Genomic DNA, 21,542 nt, shown 5'->3' on the forward strand with positions numbered 1-21,542 from the left:
GTGCGACTGTTCCTGTCCAGCTATCGATTCGGCGCGCATGCGAACCGGCTCCTCGCCCTGGTCGGCCCGCCCGGCCGGGTCGCGGTCGTGGCCAATGCCTGTGATGCCTGGCCCTCGGCCTGGCAGAGCGCGGTCACCAGTGATCTGTTTCCGCTGCGCCGCTTGGGATTCGAGCCGGAGGTGCTGGACCTGCGCGACTACATCGGCAGGACCGAAGCCTTGGAACAGACGCTCTCGGGCTTCCCGATGGTGTGGGTGCGCGGCGGCAATACCTTCGTACTGCGCGCCCAATTCGCCCGCAGCGGAGCGGATATCGTGCTGCCCCGGCTGCTTGCGGCCGATGCCCTGGTCTACGCGGGCTACAGCGCGGGAGCCTGCGTCATGACCCCGGACCTGCACGGATTGGAATTCGCCGATGATCCGGCCGAGGTGCGCACCGCCTGCGGTATCGAACCGCGCTGGGACGGACTGGGTTTGGTGCCGCGCCGGATAGTCCCGCACCTGGATTCACCCACCGATCCGGAGGGCCACTCCCGCAAGCTGGTTCGCGACTACCTGGCCTCCGGCGTCGCGCACTGGGCGCTCACCGACGATCACGTGGTGGTCGTCGACGGCGACAGCACCGAGGTTCTCACCTGACATGCCGAAGGCCGGTCGAGTATCGACCGGCCTTCGAATTACGTTGTCCTACCGGACTAATCGCCGCCGTGGCGCAGGCCGTGCATCACCGCGATGATCGCGGCCAGCAGCGCGGCGACACCGAGAATGGTGAACGACAGTACGTACGCGTCAACCGTCGGCACCTTGGTGTGCGCGATGACCTGTGAGGTCAGGATCGATCCGGTGACCGCGCCCGCGATACTGCCGCCCGCGGTACGCACCAGCGAGTTGATACCGCTGGCGATTCCGCTCTCACTCATCGGCACATGCATGACGGCCAGGGTGCCGAGCGCGGCGTAACCGATACCGAAGCCGGTGCCCTGCAGCACATTCGTCACCACCATCTGCCAGCCGTGCTCGTGGAACGCGGCGGTCCACAGCATCGACGCGGCGGCGAATCCCGAACCGATGGCCAGGGTGTAGGCCGCGCCGATGCGCGCCGCGATCCGTCCGGTGCGGAAGGAGAACAGCGTCATGAGCAGTGCGCTGGGCACGCCGTAGAGGCCGACCGCCAGCACCGAACCGGACAGACCGTAACCGACCTTGTCGGCCGGGGTCTGCACGAAATTCGAGACCAGCGTGAAGGATCCGAACAGCGCCGCACCGAGCAGTAGCGAAATCAGGTTGGCGGTCAGCGATTTCGGGCCGACCAGCAGCGGCAACCGCACCAGCGGCTGCTCCACCTTGAGCTCCACGATCACCCACACCACGGTCAGTGCGATGGCCGCGCCGAACAGGCCGAGCACGCTGCCCGACGACCAGCCCCAGCGCGGGCCCTCGCTGATGCCGAGCAGCAGCGTGATGAGCAGACCGGCCAGCAGTGCCGCGCCCGCGTAATCGGGGGAGCCGCCGTGCCGGACGCCGGTGTCCTTGGCGCTGAACTGAATCAGCACCATCGCCACCACGCCGAGCGCGGCGGTGATCCAGAAGACCGGGTGCGGATTGGTGGTGTGATCGGCGATGAGACCGGTCATGAGCATGCCGACGGTGCCGCCGACGCCCATGGTGCCCGAGACCACGCCGATGGCGGTGACCATCTTCTCCGGCGGGAAGGTATCGCGCAGAATGCCGATGGCCAGCGGAATCATGGCCGAGGCGGTGCCCTGTAGCGCACGGCCGATGATGTAGACGCCGAGCGTGGTGGCGAAGGCGCAGACGATCGAGCCGGCGATGAGCAGGCCCATGGCGATGAGCACCATGCGCTTCTTGCCGTACATATCGCCGAAGCGGGAGAGCAGCGGGGTGGCGACCGCGCCCGAGAGCAGGGCGGCGGTGAACAGCCACTGGATGCCTGCGGCGGTGGTGCCGAGCTGGACCATCATGTGCGGCAGCAGTGGAATGACCACGGTCTGCTGCAGCGAGACGACCAGGCCGGCGGCGCCGAGGGCAAGCAGGGTCAGAGTGAGGTGGCTCTGCGAGCGGTCGTCGGTGGGGGTTCCGGCGACCTGACCGACAGCGGTCGTAGTCATACGGCAGTCCTTCAGATTACTTACCAAAATTAAGTAAAAGGGATTTCGTAAGATAACCACATGTCCCCGCCGGAAGCCACCTCTGTCCACCAAGTTGACGCAGCTCACATCGTGGAACTCGAAGGCGCACTGGCCCGCGTCACGTACCTGCTCACGCGCTTTCGCCGCCACGACCTCGCCATGGCCAAGTGCGGAATCACCATGGATCGGGCCAGTGTCCCACTCCTGCGCGTACTCGCCGACGCCGCCGAACCCATGCGCCTCGGCGAACTCGCCACCCGCCTCGATGTCGAGGCCCCACATGTCAGCCGCCAGATCCAGCGCCTGGAAAAAGCGGGCTACGTGGAACGAGTCACCGACCCCGACGACCGCCGCGCCCAACGCGTCTGCCCCACCCCGGCCGGCCGCCGCGCCGTCGACGCCGTCCGAGACGTCCTGCGCCACTGGATGACCGAGGCCCTGTCCGACTGGACCACCGAAGACCTCGAGGCCCTCGCGGTCCTCAACCACCGCATGGTCGACGGCTTCCTGGCCCACGCCGAACAAATGGGAGACCTGGGCGCATCAGCCCGCGAACCCCGCACCGACTAGGACTCGGTTCTCGTCCGCACCGCTCCAGCTGCCCACGCGCACAACAGCAGTGCCGTCAGTGGCACCGCCATGGCCGCCGTCAGGGGCACCAGCTTGGTGAGCCAGCCGATGATGGCCGGGCCCGCGAGCAGTCCCAGATAGCCGAGCCCGACAACCCGCGACATATCCGTCGCGGCCGTGGCCGAGCCCAAATTCCCTGCGGCAGTGAACACCTGCGGCACCGCCCCGGAGAGGCCGATCCCGACCAGCGCCCACCCGAGCAAGGTCAGCGGTAGCCATCCGGAGACGGCGATCAGCCCGAATCCGAAGGCCCCCAGCGCAGTTCCCCACCGCACCACCGCAACCCGGCCGATCTTCCCGCTCACCCGATCGGCCACCAGTCGCCCGGCGGTCATGGTGGTGGAGAACGCGACATACGCCAGTGCGGCGCTGCCGACATCCACGCCGAGTCGATCGCGGAGTTGCAGTGCGCTCCAATCCGCCGCTACGCCTTCCGACATCAGGACGGCGAACGCAATCACGCCCAATACCAGCACTTTTCGAGAGAAGTCCGCACGCGTGGCGGTCTCGAGCTCCGCGCCGACGGCCGCACGATCCCGGCGTGCCGAGAGGCCTTCTTCGCTACCGATCGGCTGCCCGTCCATTGCCGCGTCAAGTCCGGCAGCGTCGTCTTCCGTTGGGGGAGTGGCACTTTCGCCCGCTGGGGTCGCGCGCACGTGCGGAAGCAGGCGCGGTGTGCAGATCGCCACGAGAGCCAGACCCACCGCGGCAGAGACCGCGAGGGTGGTGTGGATACTCCAGTGCGCGCGCTGGGCGGCCGCCCCGGCGAGCGACCCGGCCAACCCGCCGAGGGAGAAGAAGGCATGGAAGGCCGACATGATCGGCCGGGCATAGGCGCGCTCGATATGCACGGCCTGGGCATTCATCGAGACGTCGAGCATGCCCATGCCGATTCCCAAGGCCGCCAAGGCTATTGCGAGGGTGACGGGGCTGGTCGCCAGTCCCGGGCCGATCAATGCCAGTGAGAGCAGGGTGGCGGCGGTGGCAGTCAGGATGCGGCTGCCGAATCGGTCGGCCAGCGGACCGGCGGCCTGCATGCCGATAATGGCGAAGCCCGCCGAGAGCAGGATGAGCATGCCCAGCAGGCTGTGTGACACCCCGGTCCGCTCGGTGACGGCCGGGATGTGCACGATCCACAGCGCGGCCAGCATCCCGTTCAGTCCGAAGACCACGAACAGGGCGATACGTGCGTTCCGGATCGGAGGAGCGGGCGTCGTGGCGACCATCGGCACGACGCTACCGGGATCGGCAGCTCCTCGTCAGCCACAACCTTTCGCGGCTTCATCGACGCTCCGGGCTGTGATCCGAAAACCCTGTAGTACAACCTGTTTCGTACTGATTGTATGCCCGGGCACCGACAGATTACGCATCCGCTGTGACCGACCAGACACCGGAAAGTGCCACGTCGCGGGCGTATTCGGCGAAATTCCGGGGCTTGCGGCCGAGCGCGCGAAAAACACCGTCGGTGGTGTGCGAATTGCGCCCGTCCAGAATGGTGCCGAACAGGTAGTCGAGCAGGCTCACCTCATCGGCGGGGACACCGTAAGAGGTCAGGGCCGCAACGAAATCCGTGCGGGACAGCGGGATGAAGGCGATCTCCCGGCCGAGCGCCCGGGTGATCTCGGCGGTCGCCTCGGCGAAGGTCAGCGCGCGCGGACCGGTGAGCTCGTACACCTCGCCGATATGGGTGTCCTCGGTCAGCGCGGCCACCGCCACATCGGCGATATCGTCGGCATCCACGAACGGTTCGGGCACATCACCCGAGGGCAAGGCCACCTCGCCCGCCAGAATGTAATCCGCGAACGCGCCCTCGCTGAAGTTCTGCGCGAAGAACGCGCAGCGCACCACGGTCCACTCCAGCCCCGAATCCCGAACGATCGCTTCGCATTCCAGCGCCTCGGGCTCACCGCGACCCGACAGCAGCACGATGCGACGCACCCCAGCGGCGGCTGCCCGTACGGTCAGCGCCTTGATATCGGCGGCCGCGCTCGGCACCGCCAGATCCGGTTGATAGGACAGGTACACCGCGCCGACTCCGGCCAGTACGGGCCCCCAGGTCTCCCGGTCCGTCCAGTCGAACGGGACTGTGGCCGTACGGGAACCGATCCGCACGGGCGCGCCCAGGGCCGTCAAGCGGGCCGCCACCCGGCTACCGGTTTTACCGGTGCCGCCGAGGACCAGAATGGTGTTTTCGCTGTTCAGGATGTCTTTGTTCGTCATGACACAATTACATCGAGAATCCGTGAGCGCGAACATGGTTGAGAAGCGCACCGGCATTTGCCATCGTCTTACCCATGGATGCGTTGGCCAGCCTGCTCGAAGGACCACGTGCGCGGGCGGCTTTCGTCATGCGCTCCTCATTCGACCCACCGTGGTCGCTACGCATTCGGGACGAGGCCCCGCTGACCCTGGTGGCGATGGTGCGCGGTGGCGGCTGGATTCTGCCGGACCCCAAGGGCGGCAAGCCGACTCCGCCGCGCCGATTGCGCGCGGGCGATATCGCGCTCTTCCGGGGGCCCGACCATTACACCGTCGCCGACGATCCGGGCACCGAACCGCAGGTGATCATCCATCCGGGCCAGATCACCACCACCCCCGACGGTGAGGTGCTGTGCGAAACCCTGAGCCTGGGCATCCGCAGTTGGGGCACCAGCTCCGACGCCCAGACCGTGCTGGTCACCGGCACCTACGAGCAGGAATCCGCCGCCAGCCGTCGCCTACTGCGCGCCCTGCCGCCGATCGCGATACTGAGCCGCGGCGAAGTCGACTCCCGAGTCCTGGACCTGCTGGTCGACGAATCCGCCAAGGACCTTCCCGCCCAAGGCGCGATGCTCGACCGCCTGCTGGACCTGCTCCTGATCGCCACCCTGCGCGCCTGGTTCGCCCGAGCCGATGCCCCAGCCTGGTACCACGCCTACGGCGACCCCCTGGTCGGCAAGGCCCTGCGCCTGATGCAGCACAATCCCGCGCACGCCTGGACCGTCGCCTCCCTGGCCTCGGAAGTGGGCGTCTCCCGAGCCGCCCTGGCTCGCCGCTTCACCGAACTGGTCGGCGAACCACCGATGGCATTCCTCACCGACTGGCGGCTGGCCCTGGCCGCCGATCTGCTGCACGAATCCGACGCCACCCTGGAATCCATCGCCCGCCGAGTCGGCTACGGCAGCGCCTTCGCCCTCAGCACCGCCTTCAAACGCCATCACGGCATCAGCCCCCGCGACCACCGCAACGCCCCCGACCAGCGCACGGCCTGAGAACCTACCCAAAGTTCGCGGCCCGTCCCGTTTCTGGACTGCGCTCCGCCTCCCCGCGCTTGGAGCGGACACGGGAAGCGAAGCGGAGGAGCGGAGGGAGGGAAGAAACGGGACTCCCGGGGCCGCGAACTCGCCCGCAGCGAAGCGGAGGGCAAAATAGGCACAGTGAGTGATCTGGACTACCCCGTGCTGTGGCCCGTGCCGACCCGCTGGGCCGATAACGACCACTACGGCCACGTCAATAATGTGACGTACTACAGCTACTTCGATACGGCCGTGAACGCGTGGCTGATCCATGCCACCGGAACCGATATCCGCGATCTACCCGCGATCGGCGTGGTAGCCCAGACCTCCTGCACCTTCGTGGGCTCGATCAGCTTCCCGGACCAGCTGCAGGTGGGCATTCGCATTGCCCGCCTGGGCAATTCGAGCATCGCCTACGATCTGGCCATCTTCCGGGACAACGGCGACTCCCTGGACCTGGCCGCCACGGGCACCTTCGTCCACGTCTATGTGGACGACGAAACCCGCAAGCCGGTCCCGATTCCCGCCGTCATCCGCGCCGCCGCCGAGCCTCTGGTGGTCGGTTAGCCCCCGTCAGACGCGGCCGAGGAGGGTGAGAGGGTCCTCCAGTAGGGCGGCGATATTGGCGAGGAAGCGGGAGCCCTGTTCACCGTCCATGAGGCGGTGGTCGAAGCTCAGGCCCAGGGTGGTCACCCAGCGGATCGCCAATTCGTCGCGATGCACCCACGGGCGTTTGCGGATGGAGCCCAGGCACAGGATCGCCGCCTCGCCCGGATTCACCAGGGGGACACCGGTATCGACGCCGAAGACGCCGATATTGGTGATGGTGAAGGTGCCGCCGGTGAGGTCGGCGGGGGTGGCCGACCCGCTGCGGGCGGCGTGTGCGATATCGCCGATCTCCATGCAGAGATCGCGCAGGGTGTGCGAGTGCGCGTCCTTCAGATTGGGGACCATGAGCCCGCGCTCGGTGGCGACGGCTATCCCCAGGTTCACGTAGTGCTTGGTGATGATCTCCTGGTTCGCCTCGTCCCAGGAGGAGTTCAGCTCCGGGAATTCGGTCAGCGCCACCAGGGTCGCCTTGGCGACCAGCGCCAGCGGGGTGAGTGTCAGCCCGGCGAAGGTGGGCGTGGCGCGCAGATGGTCCAGCAGCTCCATGGAGCCGGTGAAATCGGTGGTGACGAAGGTGCTCGCCTGCGGAATATGCTGCGCGCTGGACACCATGGCGGCGGCGGTGCGCTTACGGATTCCGGTTATGGGCGTTCGGGTTTCGCGTTCGGCGGGGGTGGCTCGGGGACCGCTCATGGCATGCATGGGCGGTACCGGCGGCGCGGTGTGGATCGGAATGTGTTCGCCCGCACGGCCTCCTGCGGTGCGCAGATCATCAACGGTCACAGCGCCTTCCGGTCCGCTGCCGGCGATCCCGCTCAGATCGACGCCGATCTCCCGGGCGAGCTTGCGTGCTCCGGGGGTCGCGGCGGGCCGTCCCATATCGGTCCCGAAGGCGGACCCGGCCGTCGACTCACCCACGGGCGCGGCGAGTTTCGATGCGGCCGTACGTGCCCGCCGCGAAACCTGTTCGGTGTCCGGCCCGTATCCGACGAGTACGGACTGCCGTTCGGCCGGTGCCTCCTGAGCTGAGCTCCGGGACATGGCATCCGGGCTCGCGGCTGTCTGCTCCGCCTGGGCGTCCGTGCTCCCGTACAGCCGCTCGGCCCGCGTGTCGGCGTTCACCTGCTGGGCGGTCAGCGCGCTACCGATGCGAATGAGCGGTGCGCCCACGAGCACCGTATCCCCGGGGCTCGCGAGTAATTCCAGTACCGTCCCGGCGTATGGGCTGGGCAGTGCCACCCGTGCTTTCGCGGTTTCGACCTCGGCGATGACCTGGTTCAATTCCACCGTATCGCCGACCTGCACCGTCCAGGACACCAATTCGGCATCGGCCAATCCCTCACCGAGATCCGGCAATGCGAATTCCATTACTTGACGCTGTTCTTCCACCGAGCTTCCTCCGAAGGCATGACCGTTAGGCGGCGAGCGTGCGATCGACCGCGGCAAGAATGCGGTCGGGGTCGGGCAGGTGGTGCCGTTCGAGCTTAGCGGGGGGATAGGGGATGTCGAAGCCGCCGACCCGTAGTACGGGTGCTTCCAATTGATAGAAGCATTTTTCGGTGATGCGCGCGGCGATCTCCGCGCCGAGTCCGCCGAATACCGGTGCCTCATGGACAATGATCAACCGACCGGTTTTGCGAACCGATGCCGCGATGGTGTCGAAGTCGATCGGCGACAGGCTCCGCAGATCGATCACCTCCAGCGAATGTCCTTCGGCCGCAGCGATATCGGCGGCCGTCAGCGCGGTGGCGACGGTTCCGCCGTACGCGACCACCGTCGCATCCGTACCCTGCGTACACACCCGCGCCTGGTCCAGCGCGAGCCCGCCACCTTGATCGAGTCGTTCGAAATCCACCTCGGCCTTGTCCCAATACCGCCGCTTGGGTTCGAAGAAGATCACCGGATCATCGAGTGCGACGGCCTGGCGGATCATCAGATACGCGTCCGCCGGATTACTCGGCGACACCACCCGCAGTCCGGCGGTATGCGCGAAATACGCCTCCGGTGATTCGGAGTGATGCTCCACCGAGCCGATCCCGCCACCGAACGGAATACGAATGGTGATGGGCGCGACCACTTTTCCCTTCGTCCGATAGTGGATCTTCGCCACCTGACTGACAATCTGATCGAACGCCGGGTACACGAATCCGTCGAACTGTATTTCGCACACCGGCCGCAATCCGCGTAGTGCCATTCCGAAAGCCGTTCCGATGATTCCGGATTCGGCCAGCGGCGTATCCATGACGCGATTGTTGCCGAAGTCCTTCTGCAGTGTGTCGGTCACCCGGAAGACGCCGCCGAGCCGCCCGATGTCCTCACCCATGAGAAGGACTTTCGGATCATCCTCGAGTGCCCGGCGCAGTCCGAAATTGATGGCCCCGGCGAAGGTGGTTTTCATGACCGGACTCCCTCCAGATAGGCGGCGTACTCGCGCCGTTCCTGTTCGATCAGGCGATGCGGGGTGGCGTAGACGTGATCGAAGAGTTCCAGGGGTTCGGGATCTGGCATCGAGAGCGTGGCGCTGCGCAGCCGGGCCGCGACCGCATCGGCCGCGACCACGACCTCCTGTTCGAAATCGCTGTCCCACATGTCTTCCCGCTGCAGCAGTCGTTTCATCCGATCCAGGGGATCGCGCTGCCGCCACACCTCGAGTTCGGCGGCGGTGCGGTACCGGGTGGGATCGTCGGCGGTGGTGTGCGGTCCCATGCGATAGGTGATGGCCTCGATGAACGAGGGCCCACCGCCGGCGCGGGCGCGCATGAGTGCCTGCCGGGTCACGGCCAGCACGGCGAGCGCGTCATTACCGTCCACCTGCACACCGGGAATCCCGTAGCCGAGTGCGCGCCGCGCGATGGGTGTCGCACTCTGTACGCGTACCGGAGCGCTGATGGCCCAATGATTGTTCTGGCAGAAGAACACCACGGGTGCACTCCAGGCGGCGGCGAAACCGAGCGCCTCGGCGATATCGCCCTGACTGGTGGCCCCGTCGCCGAAGTAGGCGATGGTGGCGATCTCCGCGCCCTCGAGATGGGCGGCGTAGGCGTAGCCGGTGGCGTGTAATCCCTGCGACCCGACCACGATCGCCGGATTGGTCATCTTGTATTCGTCCGCATCCCAGCAGGAGTGCGCGACACCGCGCCAGAGTGGGGTCAGCAGTTCGGGCGGAATGCCGCGGCAGTAGGCGACGCCCGCCTCGCGATAGGAGCAGAACACGTAATCGTCGGGGAGCAGTGCGTGCGCCGAGCCGATCTGCGCGGCTTCCTGGCCGAGCAGTGGCGGCCACAATCCGAGTTGGCCCTGGCGTTGCAGCGCGGTCGCCTCGGTATCTATGCGCCGGGCCACGACCATATCCAGATACATGGCGCGCAATCGGTCGACACCGATATCGGCGACCAAGGGGGAGTGCGTGCGATCGAGCACGCGGCGGCCGTCGGGCTGGACGAGTTGCACCGGGTAGGTGTTCTTCTCGGGCATGGGTATCGCCTCCTGGGAAACACCGGGTACACCGTTATCTCGGTGGGATTGTGTCCCGTGAACAACGATGTGTGTCCTGTATCACCAGCATCCTCTATCGAGCTAACTGCGCAAGTATTGCGGGCAAAACTGCGCAGAATGCTCGGTCAGCGTCGGATGCGGCGTGTCATACTGTCTCTCATGTCCAGTAGGGAGCCGCTGACCGGGACACTTGATGCCACCGACGCCCGGCTACTGCTGGAACTGGTGGCCAATCCGCGCGCTACCGGGGTGGAATTGGCTGCGCGCCTTGGTCTTTCCCGAAATACCGTGCAGGCCAGACTGGCGCGCTGGGAGGCGAACAGGGTACTGGCGAGCTTCGAGCGGCGAGTGGATCCGCGAGCGCTCGGCTATCCCCTGGCAGCCTTCGTGGCAGTGGTCGTGGATCAGCATCAACTCGATACGGTGGTAGGCGAATTGGCGGAGATCGCCGAGGTCACCGAGGTGTGTGGAATGACCGGGCCGACCGATCTGACCGTGCGGGTGGTGGCACAGGATGCCGACGATCTGTACCGGATCGCCGGGCATATCTTGAAGATTCCGGGGGTGGAACGCACCAATATGGCGCTGATCATGCGCTCGCTGGTCGGCCCGCGCACCTCGCCACTGCTCGACCGACTCGTCGGCGCGAATGACGACGTGGGTGCGATAGGCGCCACGCCCGGTCCGACCGCGGACCTCTAGCGCGAATTTCAGTCCAGTTTCGGTGGATTGGCTGGTGACCCGAGGCCGACTGGACCGGGACCATGACTCGATGAGCACTACCACCGCCGACACTCCGGCCATCGACGTCACTCCCGAGGCGGGTCTCGGCCAGCCCATCGGGGCCGGAATCGTCACCGCGCTGGTCGGTTTCACGAGCTCCTTCGCGGTGGTGCTGGCCGGGCTCGATGCCATGGGAGCGACTGCGGCACAGGCGGCTTCGGGACTCATGGCCGTCTCGGTGACCATGGCGGTGGGCATTCTGCTGTTGAGCCTGCGCTATCGCATGCCGATCACCCTGGCCTGGTCGACGCCGGGTGCGGCACTGCTGGCCAGTACGGGCGCGGTCTCGGGCGGCTGGGCGGCGGCGGTGGGCGCGTTCGCGGTCGCGGGCATTCTCATTGTGCTGACCGGATTCTGGCAGCGGCTCGGCGCGCTCATCGCGGCCATTCCGGTGGAGATCGCGCAGGCCATGCTCGCGGGTGTGCTGCTGCCGCTGTGCCTCGCGCCGATGAAGGCGCTGACCGTCAGCCCGGCAGTGGTGGTGCCGGTAATCGCCACCTGGCTGATCCTGCAGAAGTTCGCCGCGCGCTGGGCAGTACCGGCGGCCTTCGCGGTCGCGGCGGTCGGCGCGGGTATCGATATCGCGGTGACGCACCGCGGCCTGGAGTGGGCCGCCATGGCCCCGCGCATCGAATTGACCATGCCGCACTGGAGTTTTCAGGCGCTGATCGGTGTGGCGATACCCCTCTACGTGGTAACCATGGCCGCGCAGAACATTCCCGGCACCGCCGTCATGAGCTCCTTCGGATACAAGGTGCCGTGGCGTTCGGCCATGACCGTCACCGGCCTCGGCACCATGCTCGGTGCACCGGCGGGTGGCCACGCCATCAACCTCGCCGCCGTGAGCGCCGCCCTCGCCGCCGCGCCCGCCGCGCACCCGGACCCCAAGCGCCGCTGGATCGCCGCCACCACCGCGGGCTGCACCTACCTGCTGCTGGCCCTGGCCTCCGGCGCCCTGGTGACCTTCGTGGCCGCGGCTCCCAAGGGTGTCCTGGAAACCGTTGCGGGCCTTGCTCTCATCGCGACTCTCGCGGCCGCCCTCACCGCCGCCCTGACCCCCGCCGAACACCGCTCCTCTTCCGCCCTCACCTTCCTGGTGGCCGCCTCCGGCGTCACCCTCCTCGGTATCGGCGCGGCCTTCTGGGCTCTGGTCGCAGGTCTGCTGGTCCGCTGGATGCTCCGACCGCGCGTCGAATAGCGCAGTAGGGTGGGGGCGTCTGATTTTCGGAGTGGAGATTCTGCGAAGAGGAGTTGGGTTGAGCGCGGTGCTGATTTCGGCCGAGGAGCTGCGAGAGCGGCTCGCCGACGGGGATTCCCGGATACGTCTGCTGGATGTGCGGTGGGCGCTGGGCGATCCCGATGGGCCGCAGCACTATTTGGACGGTCATATTCCGGGCGCGGTCTTCGTCGACCTGGAGACCGAACTCGCCGATCCGCCCTCGCCCGCCAAGGGCCGTCACCCCATGCCCGACCTCGCACACCTGCAGAAATGTGCTCGCAGCTGGGGTGTGCGCACCGGTGACACGGTCGTCGCCTACGACGCGACCGGTGGCATGGCCGCCGCGCGCGCCTGGTGGCTGCTGCGCTGGGCGGGCGTGGCCGGGGTGCGCATTCTCGACGGCGGCCTGCCGGCCTGGGAACGTGTGGGCGGCAAGGTGATCGCGGGCGAGGAGCCCGATCCCGAACCCGGCGACGTGCTGCTGACCCCCGGCGGAATGCCGGTTGTCGACGCCGACGCCGCCGCCGGCTGGAGCGGCCTGCTGCTCGATGCCCGTGCGGGCGAACGCTACCGCGGCGAGGTCGAGCCCATCGATCCACGCGCGGGCCATATTCCGGGCGCGGTCAGTGCGCCGACCGCCGAAAACCTCACCACCGAAGGCACTTTCAAGCCCCTCGACGAATTGCGTTCGCGCTTCACCGAATTCGGCTCCGGACCGGTGGCGGTCTACTGCGGCTCCGGCGTCACCGCCGCCCACCAGGTCGCCGCCCTCGCGGTAGCGGGCATCGACGCCGCCCTCTACCCCGGCTCCTGGTCGCAATGGTCCAACGACCCCGAACGCCCTGTCGCCACAGGGCGTTGACGGTTCACGCGGCGCTGTGGGGTGGATCCCGGCCAAAAAAATGCCGGTATGACGAGGCAGAGCCTGCCGCCGGGATGACGGGTGGGCCGCGCCGATCAGGGGCAGTGGCGCGCGATCCCGCGTAGGGCGGTCTGATCGGCTTTTGTCAGGGGTAGGTCGTAGCGGATGGCGACGGTGAGGTACTTGCCCGCGTAGAAGCAGTGGTTGGCGCGGGCGGGTGGGAGCCAGTCGGCGGGGGTGCGATCACCCTTGTCCTGGTTGGCTTTTCCGTCGACGGCCAGCAACTCCATATCGAGGTCGTTGGCGAAGCGCAGGCGGAGCTGTGGCGTCCAGCCCGACGCACCCAGATCCCAGGCCGCCGCCAGTGGGAAGACATGGTCGATCTGCACGGCTTGGGCATCGGCCTTGTCGAAGGTGATACGCGTACCGGTGTAGGGATCATCCAGGGTGCCGCCCACGACAACGCAATCCTTGCCACCGGAACGGAAGGCCGCACCCGAAAGCTGGCGGGCGAGAACATTATTGCGGGTATCGCACCCGTCATGCCCGCCCGGACCGTCCTGATCATCGGTCCACGCCGGCCCGAAGACGCAGCGCTGCCCGGCTTTACAACCGCGCTCGTACCCGCCCGGCCACACCCGCTTGGGCACGGTGCGCACCACGTCCAGCAATTGTTCGAGGTGTACCCGACTGGGACTCCCCGGCGCCGGCGGCACCTGCGGGCCGATCACCTCGCACCCGGTGGTGGTCAGCACCATGACCGCGGCGCCGAGCGTCGCGAGAATCAGCCGTGATGTCGTCCCGATGGACCGCACATCTCAGATGTACCCGAGTGCACCGGGCTGGTCGCGTATCCGCGCGACTTCGCACCCCGGCGCGCCGGAGAAAAGAATTACAACCAGGCGTGTGCGAGCAGATCGTCCGCCGCGGTCTCGGTGAGCTGTGGCGGGAACCGCATGGCCGCAATGGATTCGGGCCTTATCCCGTCATGTCCGATGAGCCAGGATCCGCCGCGCTCCTCGCATTCGGCGATCTTGGCGAAGGTGGTGAGCAGAAATGTAATGGCGTCGCGCGCCTCCAGGGTGCGCGCCAGACGCTGGGATTCCCCTGGTCGGGATAGATCGAGCCACACCCCGGCTTGGCCGTCCAGGCGCATGTCCACGATTTTTGTCGTGTCCACGAATGTGAATTTGCGTCGTTCCCACGGCGTTGTCGGCGTGAAGGACTGCTCTAGCACTTGGAGCAGGATCGTCATCTTCACGGCCTCCCTCGGTCTCGAATGTGCCACGGCTCCGGATTGAGTCGCGGTGTTATCAGGATGCGCCCCGCCCGGCTGTCAATGCGCACTCCGGCTTCACTGTCGATACGCACAGCCGACACCGCCGTATGCGGTGACCTGGGGTTATATCAGTATGTCTTGGTTCGTGGCAGAAATAAAGACCCGGTAGGGGTCGTGATTCGCGGGATTACGGATCGAACCCTCGTGACCGGTTCGTCCGGCTTTCCCGACCGATGCGCGCATGGCAGCGCATGGGTGTCGGTGGCTGCTGGTTGGATGGTCGGATGCTGCACGGACTGTGGTCACCAGGATCGGGCTTGGTGCTCTGGCACGACCCGGCCGGTGGCGACGTCGATCCCGATGCGCTGCCGGATCCACTGGGCAAGATCCTGCGCGCCGCGAAATTCCGGCATAGGGCGCAGGTGCTGGTGGCGGGCAGCTACGGTCCGGAGAAGGCGCAGGTCCGCGCGCACGCCCTGGCACCGGAGGCGGCGGCGCGGGTGCTCCTGCAAGATCTTCCGACCGGATTGGTCGCGGCGGATCTGCGCTATCTCGCACATGTCGCCCGCGGTATCGACCGCTGGGTGCGCGCGGGCCGGATCACCCCCGAAGTGCGCCGCGACGATGGTGAATGGTGGGTCCGCTGGCGGCTCGTCGGTGGGCAGCGCCAGCGCGCCTGGCTCGCCGAACTGGCCGTGGCCATGCCCGGCGCGCTCCAGGTCCCCGGCAGCCCCACCGAAATCCTGGACAATTTCACCGCCGAACTCACCGACCCCATTACCCGGCAATACCTCATGCCCAGGCTGCCCGCGGATTTCGGTGGGATGGGCGTGCCCGCCGAGGCCGCGACCCCTCGATCGACCGTTCCCGAGGCGTGGCGTGAGCTACCCGACTCGGGCGCGCAGCCGGGTTTCACGGCTGCCGACGACAATGAGCACCCTGACCCGCGGTCGCATCCCATGCTGACGGCGTTGCTGGAAGCTGTTCCGCTGGATAGTGGTTCGCATCGGGTGGCGGCGGTATTGGAGGACTGGCGCACGAGTTTGACCGCGGGAGAACCGGAGCTGCTGCTGCGGCTGCTCGAGCCCGAGGCGGAGGATGCCGCCGAGGCGGGGGCGCTGTGGCGGTTGGAGGTCTGCCTGCGGGAGGAGGGCGAGGCTCCGCAGCCGGTATTGCTGCCGGGGGATCCGCACCTGGTGCGGCTGGCGGGGGAGAAGCTGGCGGCGGCCAAGCAGGCGTATCCGCGATTGCGGGACCTGCCGGGCGACGGGCGCAGTATGGACCTGTTCCTGCCCACCGAGGTGGTGCTGGATCTGGTCGCGCACGGCGCGAATGTGTTGCAGGCGGAGGGAATTCGACTACTGCTGCCGCGCTCCTGGCGGGTTGCCGCGCCCACCCTCCGGCTGCGGGTGCAGAGTCCGGCCGCCACCGAGAGCGCCGTCGGTTTGAACGGCCTCGTATCGTTCCGCTGGGAACTGGCGCTCGGTGACACCACGCTCTCGCCCGCCGAAATGGCGCGGCTGGTGCAGTCCAAATCGGATCTGGTGCAGTTGCGCGGGGAATGGGTGCAGGCCGATCGCCGCATGCTCGTGGCGGCGGCGGACTATGTCTCGGGCCGTACCGATGCCACCGAGACCACCGCGGGTGCGCTCTTCGCCGAACTGGCCGCGCATCCGGCGATCGGGGTGCCGATCGAACCGGTCTCCGCGACCGGTTGGGCCGCACAGCTTTTCGATGCCGAACGAGCCGATGAACCGGTCCCGGATCCGATCGGCCTGAAGGCGCAGCTGCGCCCGTATCAGCAGCGCGGTCTGGCCTGGCTCGCCACCATGAGCCGCCTCGGCTGCGGCGCGATCCTGGCCGACGATATGGGTCTCGGCAAGACCGTGCAGGTGCTCGCGTTGCTCGTACATGAGCGCGAAACATTGCCCGCCGCAGCGACTTCCGAAGCTGTCGCGGTCGCGGGGCGATCCGTCGGCCCCACCCTGCTCGTCTGCCCCATGTCCGTGGTCGGCAATTGGCAGCGGGAGGCGGAGCGGTTCGCACCGGATCTGCGGGTGCTGGTGCATCACGGGGCCGGGCGGCGATCCGGGGCGGAATTCGATGCGGCGGTGGCGGATTCGGATCTGGTGGTGACCACGTACGCGCTGCTGGCGCGCGATGTGGAGGAGTTGAAGCGGCAGGGGTGGCAGCGGACGGTGCTCGATGAGGCGCAGCACATCAAGAATGCCGGGACCAGGCAGGCGCGGGCGGCGCGGCTGGTGCCCGCGCGACATCGGCTGGCGCTCACCGGAACTCCGGTGGAGAACCGTCTCGAAGAACTGCGCTCGATCATGGATTTCGTGAATCCGAAACTGCTGGGCAAGCCCGCCGAATTCCATGCCCGGTTCGCGGTGCCGATCGAGCGGGAGCGCGATGAGAACGCTGTCACCCGCCTACGCGCGCTCACTTCACCTTTCGTCTTGCGGCGGGTGAAGACCGATCCGGCGGTCATCTCCGATCTGCCGGACAAGATCGAGATCACCATGCGCGCCAATCTCACCGTGGAGCAGGCCGCGCTGTATCAGGCGGTGCTCGACGATATGTCCGCAAAGCTGAAGGCCGCCAAGGGAATGGAGCGCAAGGGTGCGGTGCTGGCCGCGCTGACCCGGCTCAAACAGGTGTGCAATCACCCGGCGCACTATCTGCGCGACGGCTCCGCGGTACTGCGGCGCGGGCATCATCGCTCCGGGAAACTCGCACTGGTGGAGGACATTCTGGAGTCCGTCATCGCCGATGGGGAGAAGGCGCTGCTGTTCACCCAGTTCGCCGAATTCGGTGATCTGGTCGGCCCGTACCTGTCCGAACGCTTCGGCGCCGAGGTCCCGTTCCTGTACGGCGGGGTGAGTAAACAGCGCCGCGACGATATGGTCACCCGCTTCCAGGAGGACCCGGACGGGCCGCCGATCATGCTGCTGTCCTTGAAAGCCGGCGGCACCGGCCTCAACCTGACCGCCGCCAATCACGTTGTGCACCTGGATCGCTGGTGGAATCCGGCGGTGGAGAACCAGGCCACCGACCGCGCCTTCCGCATCGGCCAGCGCAAGGATGTGCAGGTGCGCAAACTGGTCTGCGTCGACACCATCGAGGAGCGAGTGGACGATATGTTGCGCGGCAAGGCCCAGCTCGCCGACCTCACCGTCGGCGCCGGCGAGAAGTGGATCACCGAACTCGGCGATGACGAACTACGCGCACTGTTCGCGCTCGGTGCCGAGGCGGTGGGCGAGTGAACACCTATATCGACTTCAGCGAGTTCGGGCCGCGTCGCGCGGTCAGCGGCGGGGTGTCTCCGCGTAGTCGCAAGGGTGCGGCGTTCGCTCGGACCTGGTGGGGGCGGTCATTTCTCGAATCCGTGGAGAATGTCGCGGATCCCGGCCGTCTCACTCGCGGCCGGTCGTATGCCCGCACCGGGCAGGTCATCAGCTATCACCTGGAGCCGGGCGCGGTCGCCGCCGAGGTGCAGGGCAGTCAGCCGCGGCCGTTCATCTCGGTGCTCACCCTGCGCCAGCTCCGTGACGACCGCCTGGCGGAACTGGTCGACCTGGTGCGCGCCACACCCGGCATGCTCGGTGAGATCGCCTCGGGTGCGTTGCCCAAAACCCTTGGGCCACTGCTACTTCCGAGTACAGCCTCGGAACTCGACTTCTCCTGTACCTGTCCTGATTCCGGCTGGCCGTGCAAGCATGTGGCGGCCATCTGCTACGTGATCGCCGAACGCCTGGACGAGCAGCCGAAAGATCTGCTGACCCTGCGAGGCGTGGAGTTGGACGCGCTCATCGGCAGTGTCCAACGCGAAAGCGCGCCACTGGATTCCGCCGATCTGTACGGCGACGGAATCGAGCTCCCCGCACTGCCCAAACCGGAATTCCACCCTGCCCCGGAGGATTTGGACGCGGTCCTGCTCCGCCGAGTGCTCCGGATGACCGCCGAGGACGAGCGCACAGCCGAGACCGGATACCGCCACCTGCGCGCGCTCTACGCCGCACTGGAGGGCTGAATCCCCTCGCCATCTCTCGTCAACTCACACCATCCCCCGTCATCCCGGCGCGTTTTTGGCCGGGATCCACCAAGACGAGTTGGGCTGTTGCGGATGTGGATCCCGGCCAGAAGCATGCCGGGATGACGGGGGCTGTGGTGTGGTGACGGGGGCTAGTGGGCTGCGGCTCTGCTGGTGGTGGGCGCGGTGCTGCGGCTTCGGCCGAGGGTGTCGAAGGTGTAGTCGTCGAGGTTGAAATGGGCTGCGCGCCAGAAACCTTCGGGGGTGCTCATGGCGCGGAGGGGGACGTCGCCGTTCTTGTCGAAGTAGTAGCTGTTGGCCAGGGCGCAGGAGTCCTGCCAGAAGACCTGTGTGCCACGGCGGTTCAGCATTTCCTGGAAGAAGCGGTCGTTCGCCTCCGGGGTGACTTCGATCTTGGTGGCGTGCTTGCGGCGGGCTTCACGTAGCAGGCGCAGGATGTGCCGGGTCTGCATTTCTATGAGCGCGAAGTACGAGGAGCCGTTGTAGCCGTAGGGGCCGATGATGCTGAAGAAGTTGGGGAAGCCCGGGACGCTGACGCCCTCGTAGGCTTGCAGCCGGTGGGTGTCCCACCAGTCCTCCAGGCGGACACCATCGATGCCGTGCAGGTCGAAGGTCGGCATATTGCCTGATTCCATGACCTTGAACCCGGTGGCCATGATCAACACATCGATCTGATGATGTGTGCCCGCGGTATGCACGCCGGTGGCGGTGATCTCGCTGATCGGGTCGGTATCCAGGCGCACATTCGCGCGATTGAACGTCTTCAGATAGTCATTGGAGAACGACGGCCGTTTACAGCCGAGCGCGTACTTCGGCGTGAGCTTTTCGCGTACCTCCGGATCCCGCACCTGGGCTTTCAGATGCGCCAGCCCGGAGCGTTCACCCAGTTTGGCCATGGGCAGCACCCGGTAATAGTGCGCGGCCAGCGGGAAGGTGAGTTCGACGAATGCCTGGCTGAGCCAGCGGGTCAGCAGGGTGCCGCCGGGTAGTCCCAGCAGCCGATGCACCATCGGCGGTAGCGCGGTATCCGGGCGCGGCAGGCACCAGATCGGCGTGCGCTGGAAGACGACGAGTTCCGCCACATCGGGTGCGATCTCCGGAATCACCTGAACCGCGGAGGCCCCGGTACCGATGATCCCCACCCGCTTACCGCGCAGATCCTGGTCATGATCCCAGCGCGCGGTGTGCATGGTGACACCGGTGAATCGTTCCGCTCCAGCGATTTCCGGCGCCTTGGGCCGGGTCAGTACCCCGGTCGCCGCGATCACGTACCGGGCCGTGAGCTCTTCATCGTCGCCGGTGCGCAGTCGCCACAGATGCAGTGTCTCGTCGAAGTCGGCGCGGGTAATGGTGGTGGAGAACCGAATTCGCGGCCGCAGCCCGTACTTGTGGACGCAGTGCTCGGCGTACGCCTTCAATTCCCGTCCGGGTGCGTACACCCGGGACCAGGTGCGCTGCTGTTCGAACGAGTACTGGTAGCTGAACGACGGAATATCCACGGCGATACCGGGATAGGTGTTCCAATGCCAGGTGCCACCCACCCCGTCGGCATCGTCGATCATGAGGAAATCGTCGAAGCCGGCCTCGCGCAATGCGATTGCCGTCCCGATACCGGAGAATCCGGCTCCGACGATAATGATCTCGTGATCCACCACGGTGCTGTTCACGATCTGTCCTCCGCGTAGATGATGCAGTCCACCCGATGTTCGACGCCGTCCACGGTACGAATACCGAGCGGCGCGACCCGGGCAATCGGCCAGGTGACGAGCTTGCAATTGGGCCGGGTCAGCGCCCGGTAGTAGCCGCTGTGCAGGCGGACACCGATGGCGGTGTCGGGTGTGAGTTGCCGGCGCATCCAGGAATCACGCACGGACACACGCAGATTCGCGGTGGCGGCCAGGCGGAGCATCGCCGCGGGGATTCCGAGCGTGATTCGGGATGCCAGGCCGCGCCGCGGTGACTCCGGCCCGGTTTCCCCGGGTAGCGGTGGTGCGCTGTCGCTGGGGAGCAGGCCGAGCAGATCGTCCGGCAGTTCGCGCAGCAGGCGGCCCGGAATCGGTGGTGTGGGCAGAATCCAGATCGGATCATGCTGGAAGACGGTGACTCTGCGCGCCTGTGCGGTGACGCCGGGCAGCACCCGCGCGATGGCCGCGCCGCCGCCGATCACAGCCGCGTGCCGACCTCGAAGCTCGAGTTGATTTCGCCAGTGCTCGCAGTGGATCTGTGGCCCGCTGTAACCGGCAGCGCTCGCAACGGCATTCATTTCGCGACCGGATCGTAGGTGAGCCCCTGCGACCAGGTCGGCGGCTTGCCGAGCACCCGCACCGGGAAGTAGTCGATGGCCTTGTTCAGCACATCATTGATGCCCTGAATCGGCTGCCACCGATTGATCGTGGCGATACCGTGCGTGCGCACCACATGGAACAGCGGCAGCCGTTTGATACTCGGCGCGCGGTCGCCCGCTTTCTCATAGCGCCGCACCGCATTCCACAGTTTCTCCTCATCGAGGCCCATGGCCATGATGTTCGTGGACATGCGCGACAGCAGCGGCGTGTACAGCAGTGCCCCGAGGAGCAGTGACGGCCGCAGTGCGAAACCCGCTGTCTCGATGGCGATTCGCCGCATCGGCCCCGCGCCGAGCTGTTCGAGCACCTGGAATCCGACGGCCAGATGCCGGGATTCATCGCTGTTGATATGCCGGAATACCTGATGGCACAGCGGATCCCGCACCTCATCGAGCAGGAATTTGACCAGCGCCCCATCCAGTGCGCACTCCAGTGACGGAATCACGGTGCCCAGTACCGGCAGGGTGAGATCGTCCCCGTATCGATCCACCCATTGGATGACCATGCGAATGTTCTTGTTGGGCACCGGCATCCGATCGCCGGTCAACATGCCCCAGCGCCGCATGAGCGCGAGCTCGGCATTGGCGTGCTTCTGCTCCTCGGCGTGGAAGTACCGGTAGATCTCCTTGAGCGGCCCCTCGGGCGCGCGTTTGGTGAGTGCCGCGAAGCCGCGCGCCCCTACATGTTCTATCCACACGAGATCGGCCATGAAGGCCGCGAGTCCTGGCCGCTGCTCCGCGGTGATGAGCTCGGCTCCCGGTGCGTCCCAGTCGATATCGACCAGCGCCCACTGTTTGTCCTGGATCACCGTGAGCATGTCGGAATACGCGAACGCCAT

Annotated in this window: 20 protein-coding genes; 9 read left to right on the plus strand and 11 right to left on the minus strand. The window is 66.8% G+C overall.

Going from position 1 to position 21,542, the window contains the following annotated elements:
• On the plus strand, positions 1-639 hold the full coding sequence (locus GFY24_RS15860; protein WP_309230904.1) for a Type 1 glutamine amidotransferase-like domain-containing protein: 639 nt from the start codon (positions 1-3) through the stop codon (positions 637-639).
• A gap of 56 nt (positions 640-695) precedes the next feature.
• On the opposite strand, the gene GFY24_RS15865 is transcribed toward GFY24_RS15860, so the two are convergent.
• The gene (locus GFY24_RS15865) at positions 696-2,129 is read right to left on the minus strand and encodes an MFS transporter (protein ID WP_153805795.1); all 1,434 of its coding nucleotides are present in this window, start codon (positions 2,127-2,129) and stop codon (positions 696-698) included.
• Between the two features lie 60 nt (positions 2,130-2,189).
• On the opposite strand from GFY24_RS15865, the gene GFY24_RS15870 reads away from it, so the two are divergent.
• A complete protein-coding gene (locus GFY24_RS15870; protein WP_153805796.1) occupies positions 2,190-2,720 on the plus strand; it encodes a MarR family winged helix-turn-helix transcriptional regulator in 531 nt (176 codons plus the stop codon).
• Here GFY24_RS15870 and GFY24_RS15875 read toward each other — a convergent pair.
• Positions 2,717-4,006, minus strand: a complete 1,290-nt coding sequence (locus GFY24_RS15875; RefSeq protein ID WP_153805797.1) for an MFS transporter — start codon at positions 4,004-4,006, stop codon at positions 2,717-2,719. The genes GFY24_RS15870 and GFY24_RS15875 overlap by 4 nt on opposite strands.
• A gap of 136 nt (positions 4,007-4,142) precedes the next feature.
• Positions 4,143-5,000, minus strand: a complete 858-nt coding sequence (locus GFY24_RS15880; protein WP_153805798.1) for an NAD(P)H-binding protein — start codon at positions 4,998-5,000, stop codon at positions 4,143-4,145.
• A gap of 74 nt (positions 5,001-5,074) precedes the next feature.
• On the opposite strand from GFY24_RS15880, the gene GFY24_RS15885 reads away from it, so the two are divergent.
• Positions 5,075-6,031, plus strand: coding sequence for an AraC family transcriptional regulator (locus tag GFY24_RS15885; protein WP_153805799.1), 957 nt, complete (start codon positions 5,075-5,077; stop codon positions 6,029-6,031).
• A 174-nt stretch (positions 6,032-6,205) separates the two neighbouring features.
• Entirely contained in the window at positions 6,206-6,622 is a 417-nt protein-coding gene (locus GFY24_RS15890; protein WP_153805902.1) for a thioesterase family protein, read from the plus strand.
• A 6-nt stretch (positions 6,623-6,628) separates the two neighbouring features.
• Here GFY24_RS15890 and GFY24_RS15895 read toward each other — a convergent pair whose 3' ends face one another.
• The 3 genes from GFY24_RS15895 to pdhA are packed head-to-tail and all read right to left on the minus strand — an operon-like array spanning position 6,629 to position 10,138.
• Positions 6,629-8,032 (minus strand): dihydrolipoamide acetyltransferase family protein, encoded by a 1,404-nt coding sequence (locus tag GFY24_RS15895; protein WP_153805800.1) that lies wholly within the window; start codon positions 8,030-8,032, stop codon positions 6,629-6,631.
• A gap of 46 nt (positions 8,033-8,078) precedes the next feature.
• Positions 8,079-9,062: an alpha-ketoacid dehydrogenase subunit beta gene (locus tag GFY24_RS15900; protein ID WP_153805801.1), complete on the minus strand. Its 984-nt coding sequence runs from the start codon at positions 9,060-9,062 to the stop codon at positions 8,079-8,081.
• Positions 9,059-10,138, minus strand: coding sequence for a pyruvate dehydrogenase (acetyl-transferring) E1 component subunit alpha (pdhA, locus tag GFY24_RS15905; protein ID WP_153805802.1), 1,080 nt, complete (start codon positions 10,136-10,138; stop codon positions 9,059-9,061). The genes GFY24_RS15900 and pdhA overlap by 4 nt, the downstream gene beginning before the upstream one ends.
• A gap of 180 nt (positions 10,139-10,318) precedes the next feature.
• On the opposite strand from pdhA, the gene GFY24_RS15910 reads away from it, so the two are divergent.
• The 3 genes from GFY24_RS15910 to GFY24_RS15920 all read left to right on the plus strand — a co-directional run bounded on the left by GFY24_RS15910 (position 10,319) and on the right by GFY24_RS15920 (position 13,023).
• Complete coding sequence (locus GFY24_RS15910; protein WP_153805803.1) at positions 10,319-10,861, plus strand: Lrp/AsnC family transcriptional regulator; 543 nt, start codon at positions 10,319-10,321, stop codon at positions 10,859-10,861.
• 70 nt (positions 10,862-10,931) lie between these two features.
• The gene (locus GFY24_RS15915; protein WP_153805804.1) at positions 10,932-12,140 is read left to right on the plus strand and encodes a benzoate/H(+) symporter BenE family transporter; all 1,209 of its coding nucleotides are present in this window, start codon (positions 10,932-10,934) and stop codon (positions 12,138-12,140) included.
• 70 nt (positions 12,141-12,210) lie between these two features.
• Positions 12,211-13,023 (plus strand): sulfurtransferase, encoded by an 813-nt coding sequence (locus tag GFY24_RS15920; RefSeq protein WP_153805903.1) that lies wholly within the window; start codon positions 12,211-12,213, stop codon positions 13,021-13,023.
• A gap of 95 nt (positions 13,024-13,118) precedes the next feature.
• Here GFY24_RS15920 and GFY24_RS15925 read toward each other — a convergent pair whose 3' ends face one another.
• Together GFY24_RS15925 and GFY24_RS15930 are read right to left on the minus strand one after the other, a co-directional pair.
• The gene (locus tag GFY24_RS15925) at positions 13,119-13,781 is read right to left on the minus strand and encodes an HNH endonuclease family protein (protein ID WP_153805904.1); all 663 of its coding nucleotides are present in this window, start codon (positions 13,779-13,781) and stop codon (positions 13,119-13,121) included.
• Between the two features lie 134 nt (positions 13,782-13,915).
• On the minus strand, positions 13,916-14,278 hold the full coding sequence (locus GFY24_RS15930; protein ID WP_153805805.1) for a hypothetical protein: 363 nt from the start codon (positions 14,276-14,278) through the stop codon (positions 13,916-13,918).
• A gap of 308 nt (positions 14,279-14,586) precedes the next feature.
• Here GFY24_RS15930 and GFY24_RS15935 point away from each other — a divergent pair, with 308 nt between their 5' ends.
• On the plus strand, positions 14,587-17,571 hold the full coding sequence (locus GFY24_RS15935; RefSeq protein WP_153805806.1) for a DEAD/DEAH box helicase: 2,985 nt from the start codon (positions 14,587-14,589) through the stop codon (positions 17,569-17,571).
• Positions 17,568-18,338, plus strand: a complete 771-nt coding sequence (locus GFY24_RS15940; protein ID WP_309230906.1) for an SWIM zinc finger family protein — start codon at positions 17,568-17,570, stop codon at positions 18,336-18,338. The genes GFY24_RS15935 and GFY24_RS15940 overlap by 4 nt, the downstream gene beginning before the upstream one ends.
• A 152-nt stretch (positions 18,339-18,490) precedes the next feature.
• Here the strand turns inward: GFY24_RS15940 and GFY24_RS15945 are convergent, their stop codons facing one another.
• Genes GFY24_RS15945 through GFY24_RS15955 form a run of 3 tightly spaced genes read right to left on the minus strand, consistent with a single transcriptional unit; the run spans position 18,491 to position 21,542 of the window.
• A complete protein-coding gene (locus tag GFY24_RS15945; protein ID WP_309230907.1) occupies positions 18,491-20,026 on the minus strand; it encodes an NAD(P)/FAD-dependent oxidoreductase in 1,536 nt (511 codons plus the stop codon).
• Positions 20,023-20,622 carry a hypothetical protein gene (locus GFY24_RS15950; RefSeq protein ID WP_153805807.1) on the minus strand — a complete coding sequence of 200 codons (600 nt, stop codon included), beginning with the start codon at positions 20,620-20,622 and terminating at the stop codon, positions 20,023-20,025. The genes GFY24_RS15945 and GFY24_RS15950 overlap by 4 nt, the downstream gene beginning before the upstream one ends.
• Positions 20,619-21,542 carry a ferritin-like domain-containing protein gene (locus GFY24_RS15955; protein WP_153805808.1) on the minus strand — a complete coding sequence of 308 codons (924 nt, stop codon included), beginning with the start codon at positions 21,540-21,542 and terminating at the stop codon, positions 20,619-20,621. The genes GFY24_RS15950 and GFY24_RS15955 overlap by 4 nt, the downstream gene beginning before the upstream one ends.

This window comes from Nocardia sp. SYP-A9097, assembly GCF_009649815.1.
Taxonomy (GTDB): Bacteria; Actinomycetota; Actinomycetes; order Mycobacteriales; family Mycobacteriaceae; genus Nocardia.

Excerpts from the sequence above, each read along its gene's own strand:
- GFY24_RS15865 (WP_153805795.1), bottom strand. The coding sequence starts at position 2,129 with ATGACTACGACCGCTGTCGGTCAGGTCGCCGGAACCCCCACCGACGAC.
- GFY24_RS15870 (WP_153805796.1), top strand. The coding sequence starts at position 2,190 with ATGTCCCCGCCGGAAGCCACCTCTGTCCACCAAGTTGACGCAGCTCAC.
- GFY24_RS15875 (WP_153805797.1), bottom strand. The coding sequence starts at position 4,006 with ATGGTCGCCACGACGCCCGCTCCTCCGATCCGGAACGCACGTATCGCC.
- GFY24_RS15880 (WP_153805798.1), bottom strand. The coding sequence starts at position 5,000 with ATGACGAACAAAGACATCCTGAACAGCGAAAACACCATTCTGGTCCTC.
- GFY24_RS15885 (WP_153805799.1), top strand. The coding sequence starts at position 5,075 with ATGGATGCGTTGGCCAGCCTGCTCGAAGGACCACGTGCGCGGGCGGCT.
- GFY24_RS15895 (WP_153805800.1), bottom strand. The coding sequence starts at position 8,032 with ATGGAATTCGCATTGCCGGATCTCGGTGAGGGATTGGCCGATGCCGAA.
- GFY24_RS15900 (WP_153805801.1), bottom strand. The coding sequence starts at position 9,062 with ATGAAAACCACCTTCGCCGGGGCCATCAATTTCGGACTGCGCCGGGCA.
- pdhA (WP_153805802.1), bottom strand. The coding sequence starts at position 10,138 with ATGCCCGAGAAGAACACCTACCCGGTGCAACTCGTCCAGCCCGACGGC.
- GFY24_RS15910 (WP_153805803.1), top strand. The coding sequence starts at position 10,319 with ATGTCCAGTAGGGAGCCGCTGACCGGGACACTTGATGCCACCGACGCC.
- GFY24_RS15915 (WP_153805804.1), top strand. The coding sequence starts at position 10,932 with ATGAGCACTACCACCGCCGACACTCCGGCCATCGACGTCACTCCCGAG.
- GFY24_RS15925 (WP_153805904.1), bottom strand. The coding sequence starts at position 13,781 with ATGGTGCTGACCACCACCGGGTGCGAGGTGATCGGCCCGCAGGTGCCG.
- GFY24_RS15930 (WP_153805805.1), bottom strand. The coding sequence starts at position 14,278 with ATGACGATCCTGCTCCAAGTGCTAGAGCAGTCCTTCACGCCGACAACG.
- GFY24_RS15935 (WP_153805806.1), top strand. The coding sequence starts at position 14,587 with ATGCTGCACGGACTGTGGTCACCAGGATCGGGCTTGGTGCTCTGGCAC.
- GFY24_RS15950 (WP_153805807.1), bottom strand. The coding sequence starts at position 20,622 with ATGAATGCCGTTGCGAGCGCTGCCGGTTACAGCGGGCCACAGATCCAC.
- GFY24_RS15955 (WP_153805808.1), bottom strand. The coding sequence starts at position 21,542 with ATGGCGTTCGCGTATTCCGACATGCTCACGGTGATCCAGGACAAACAG.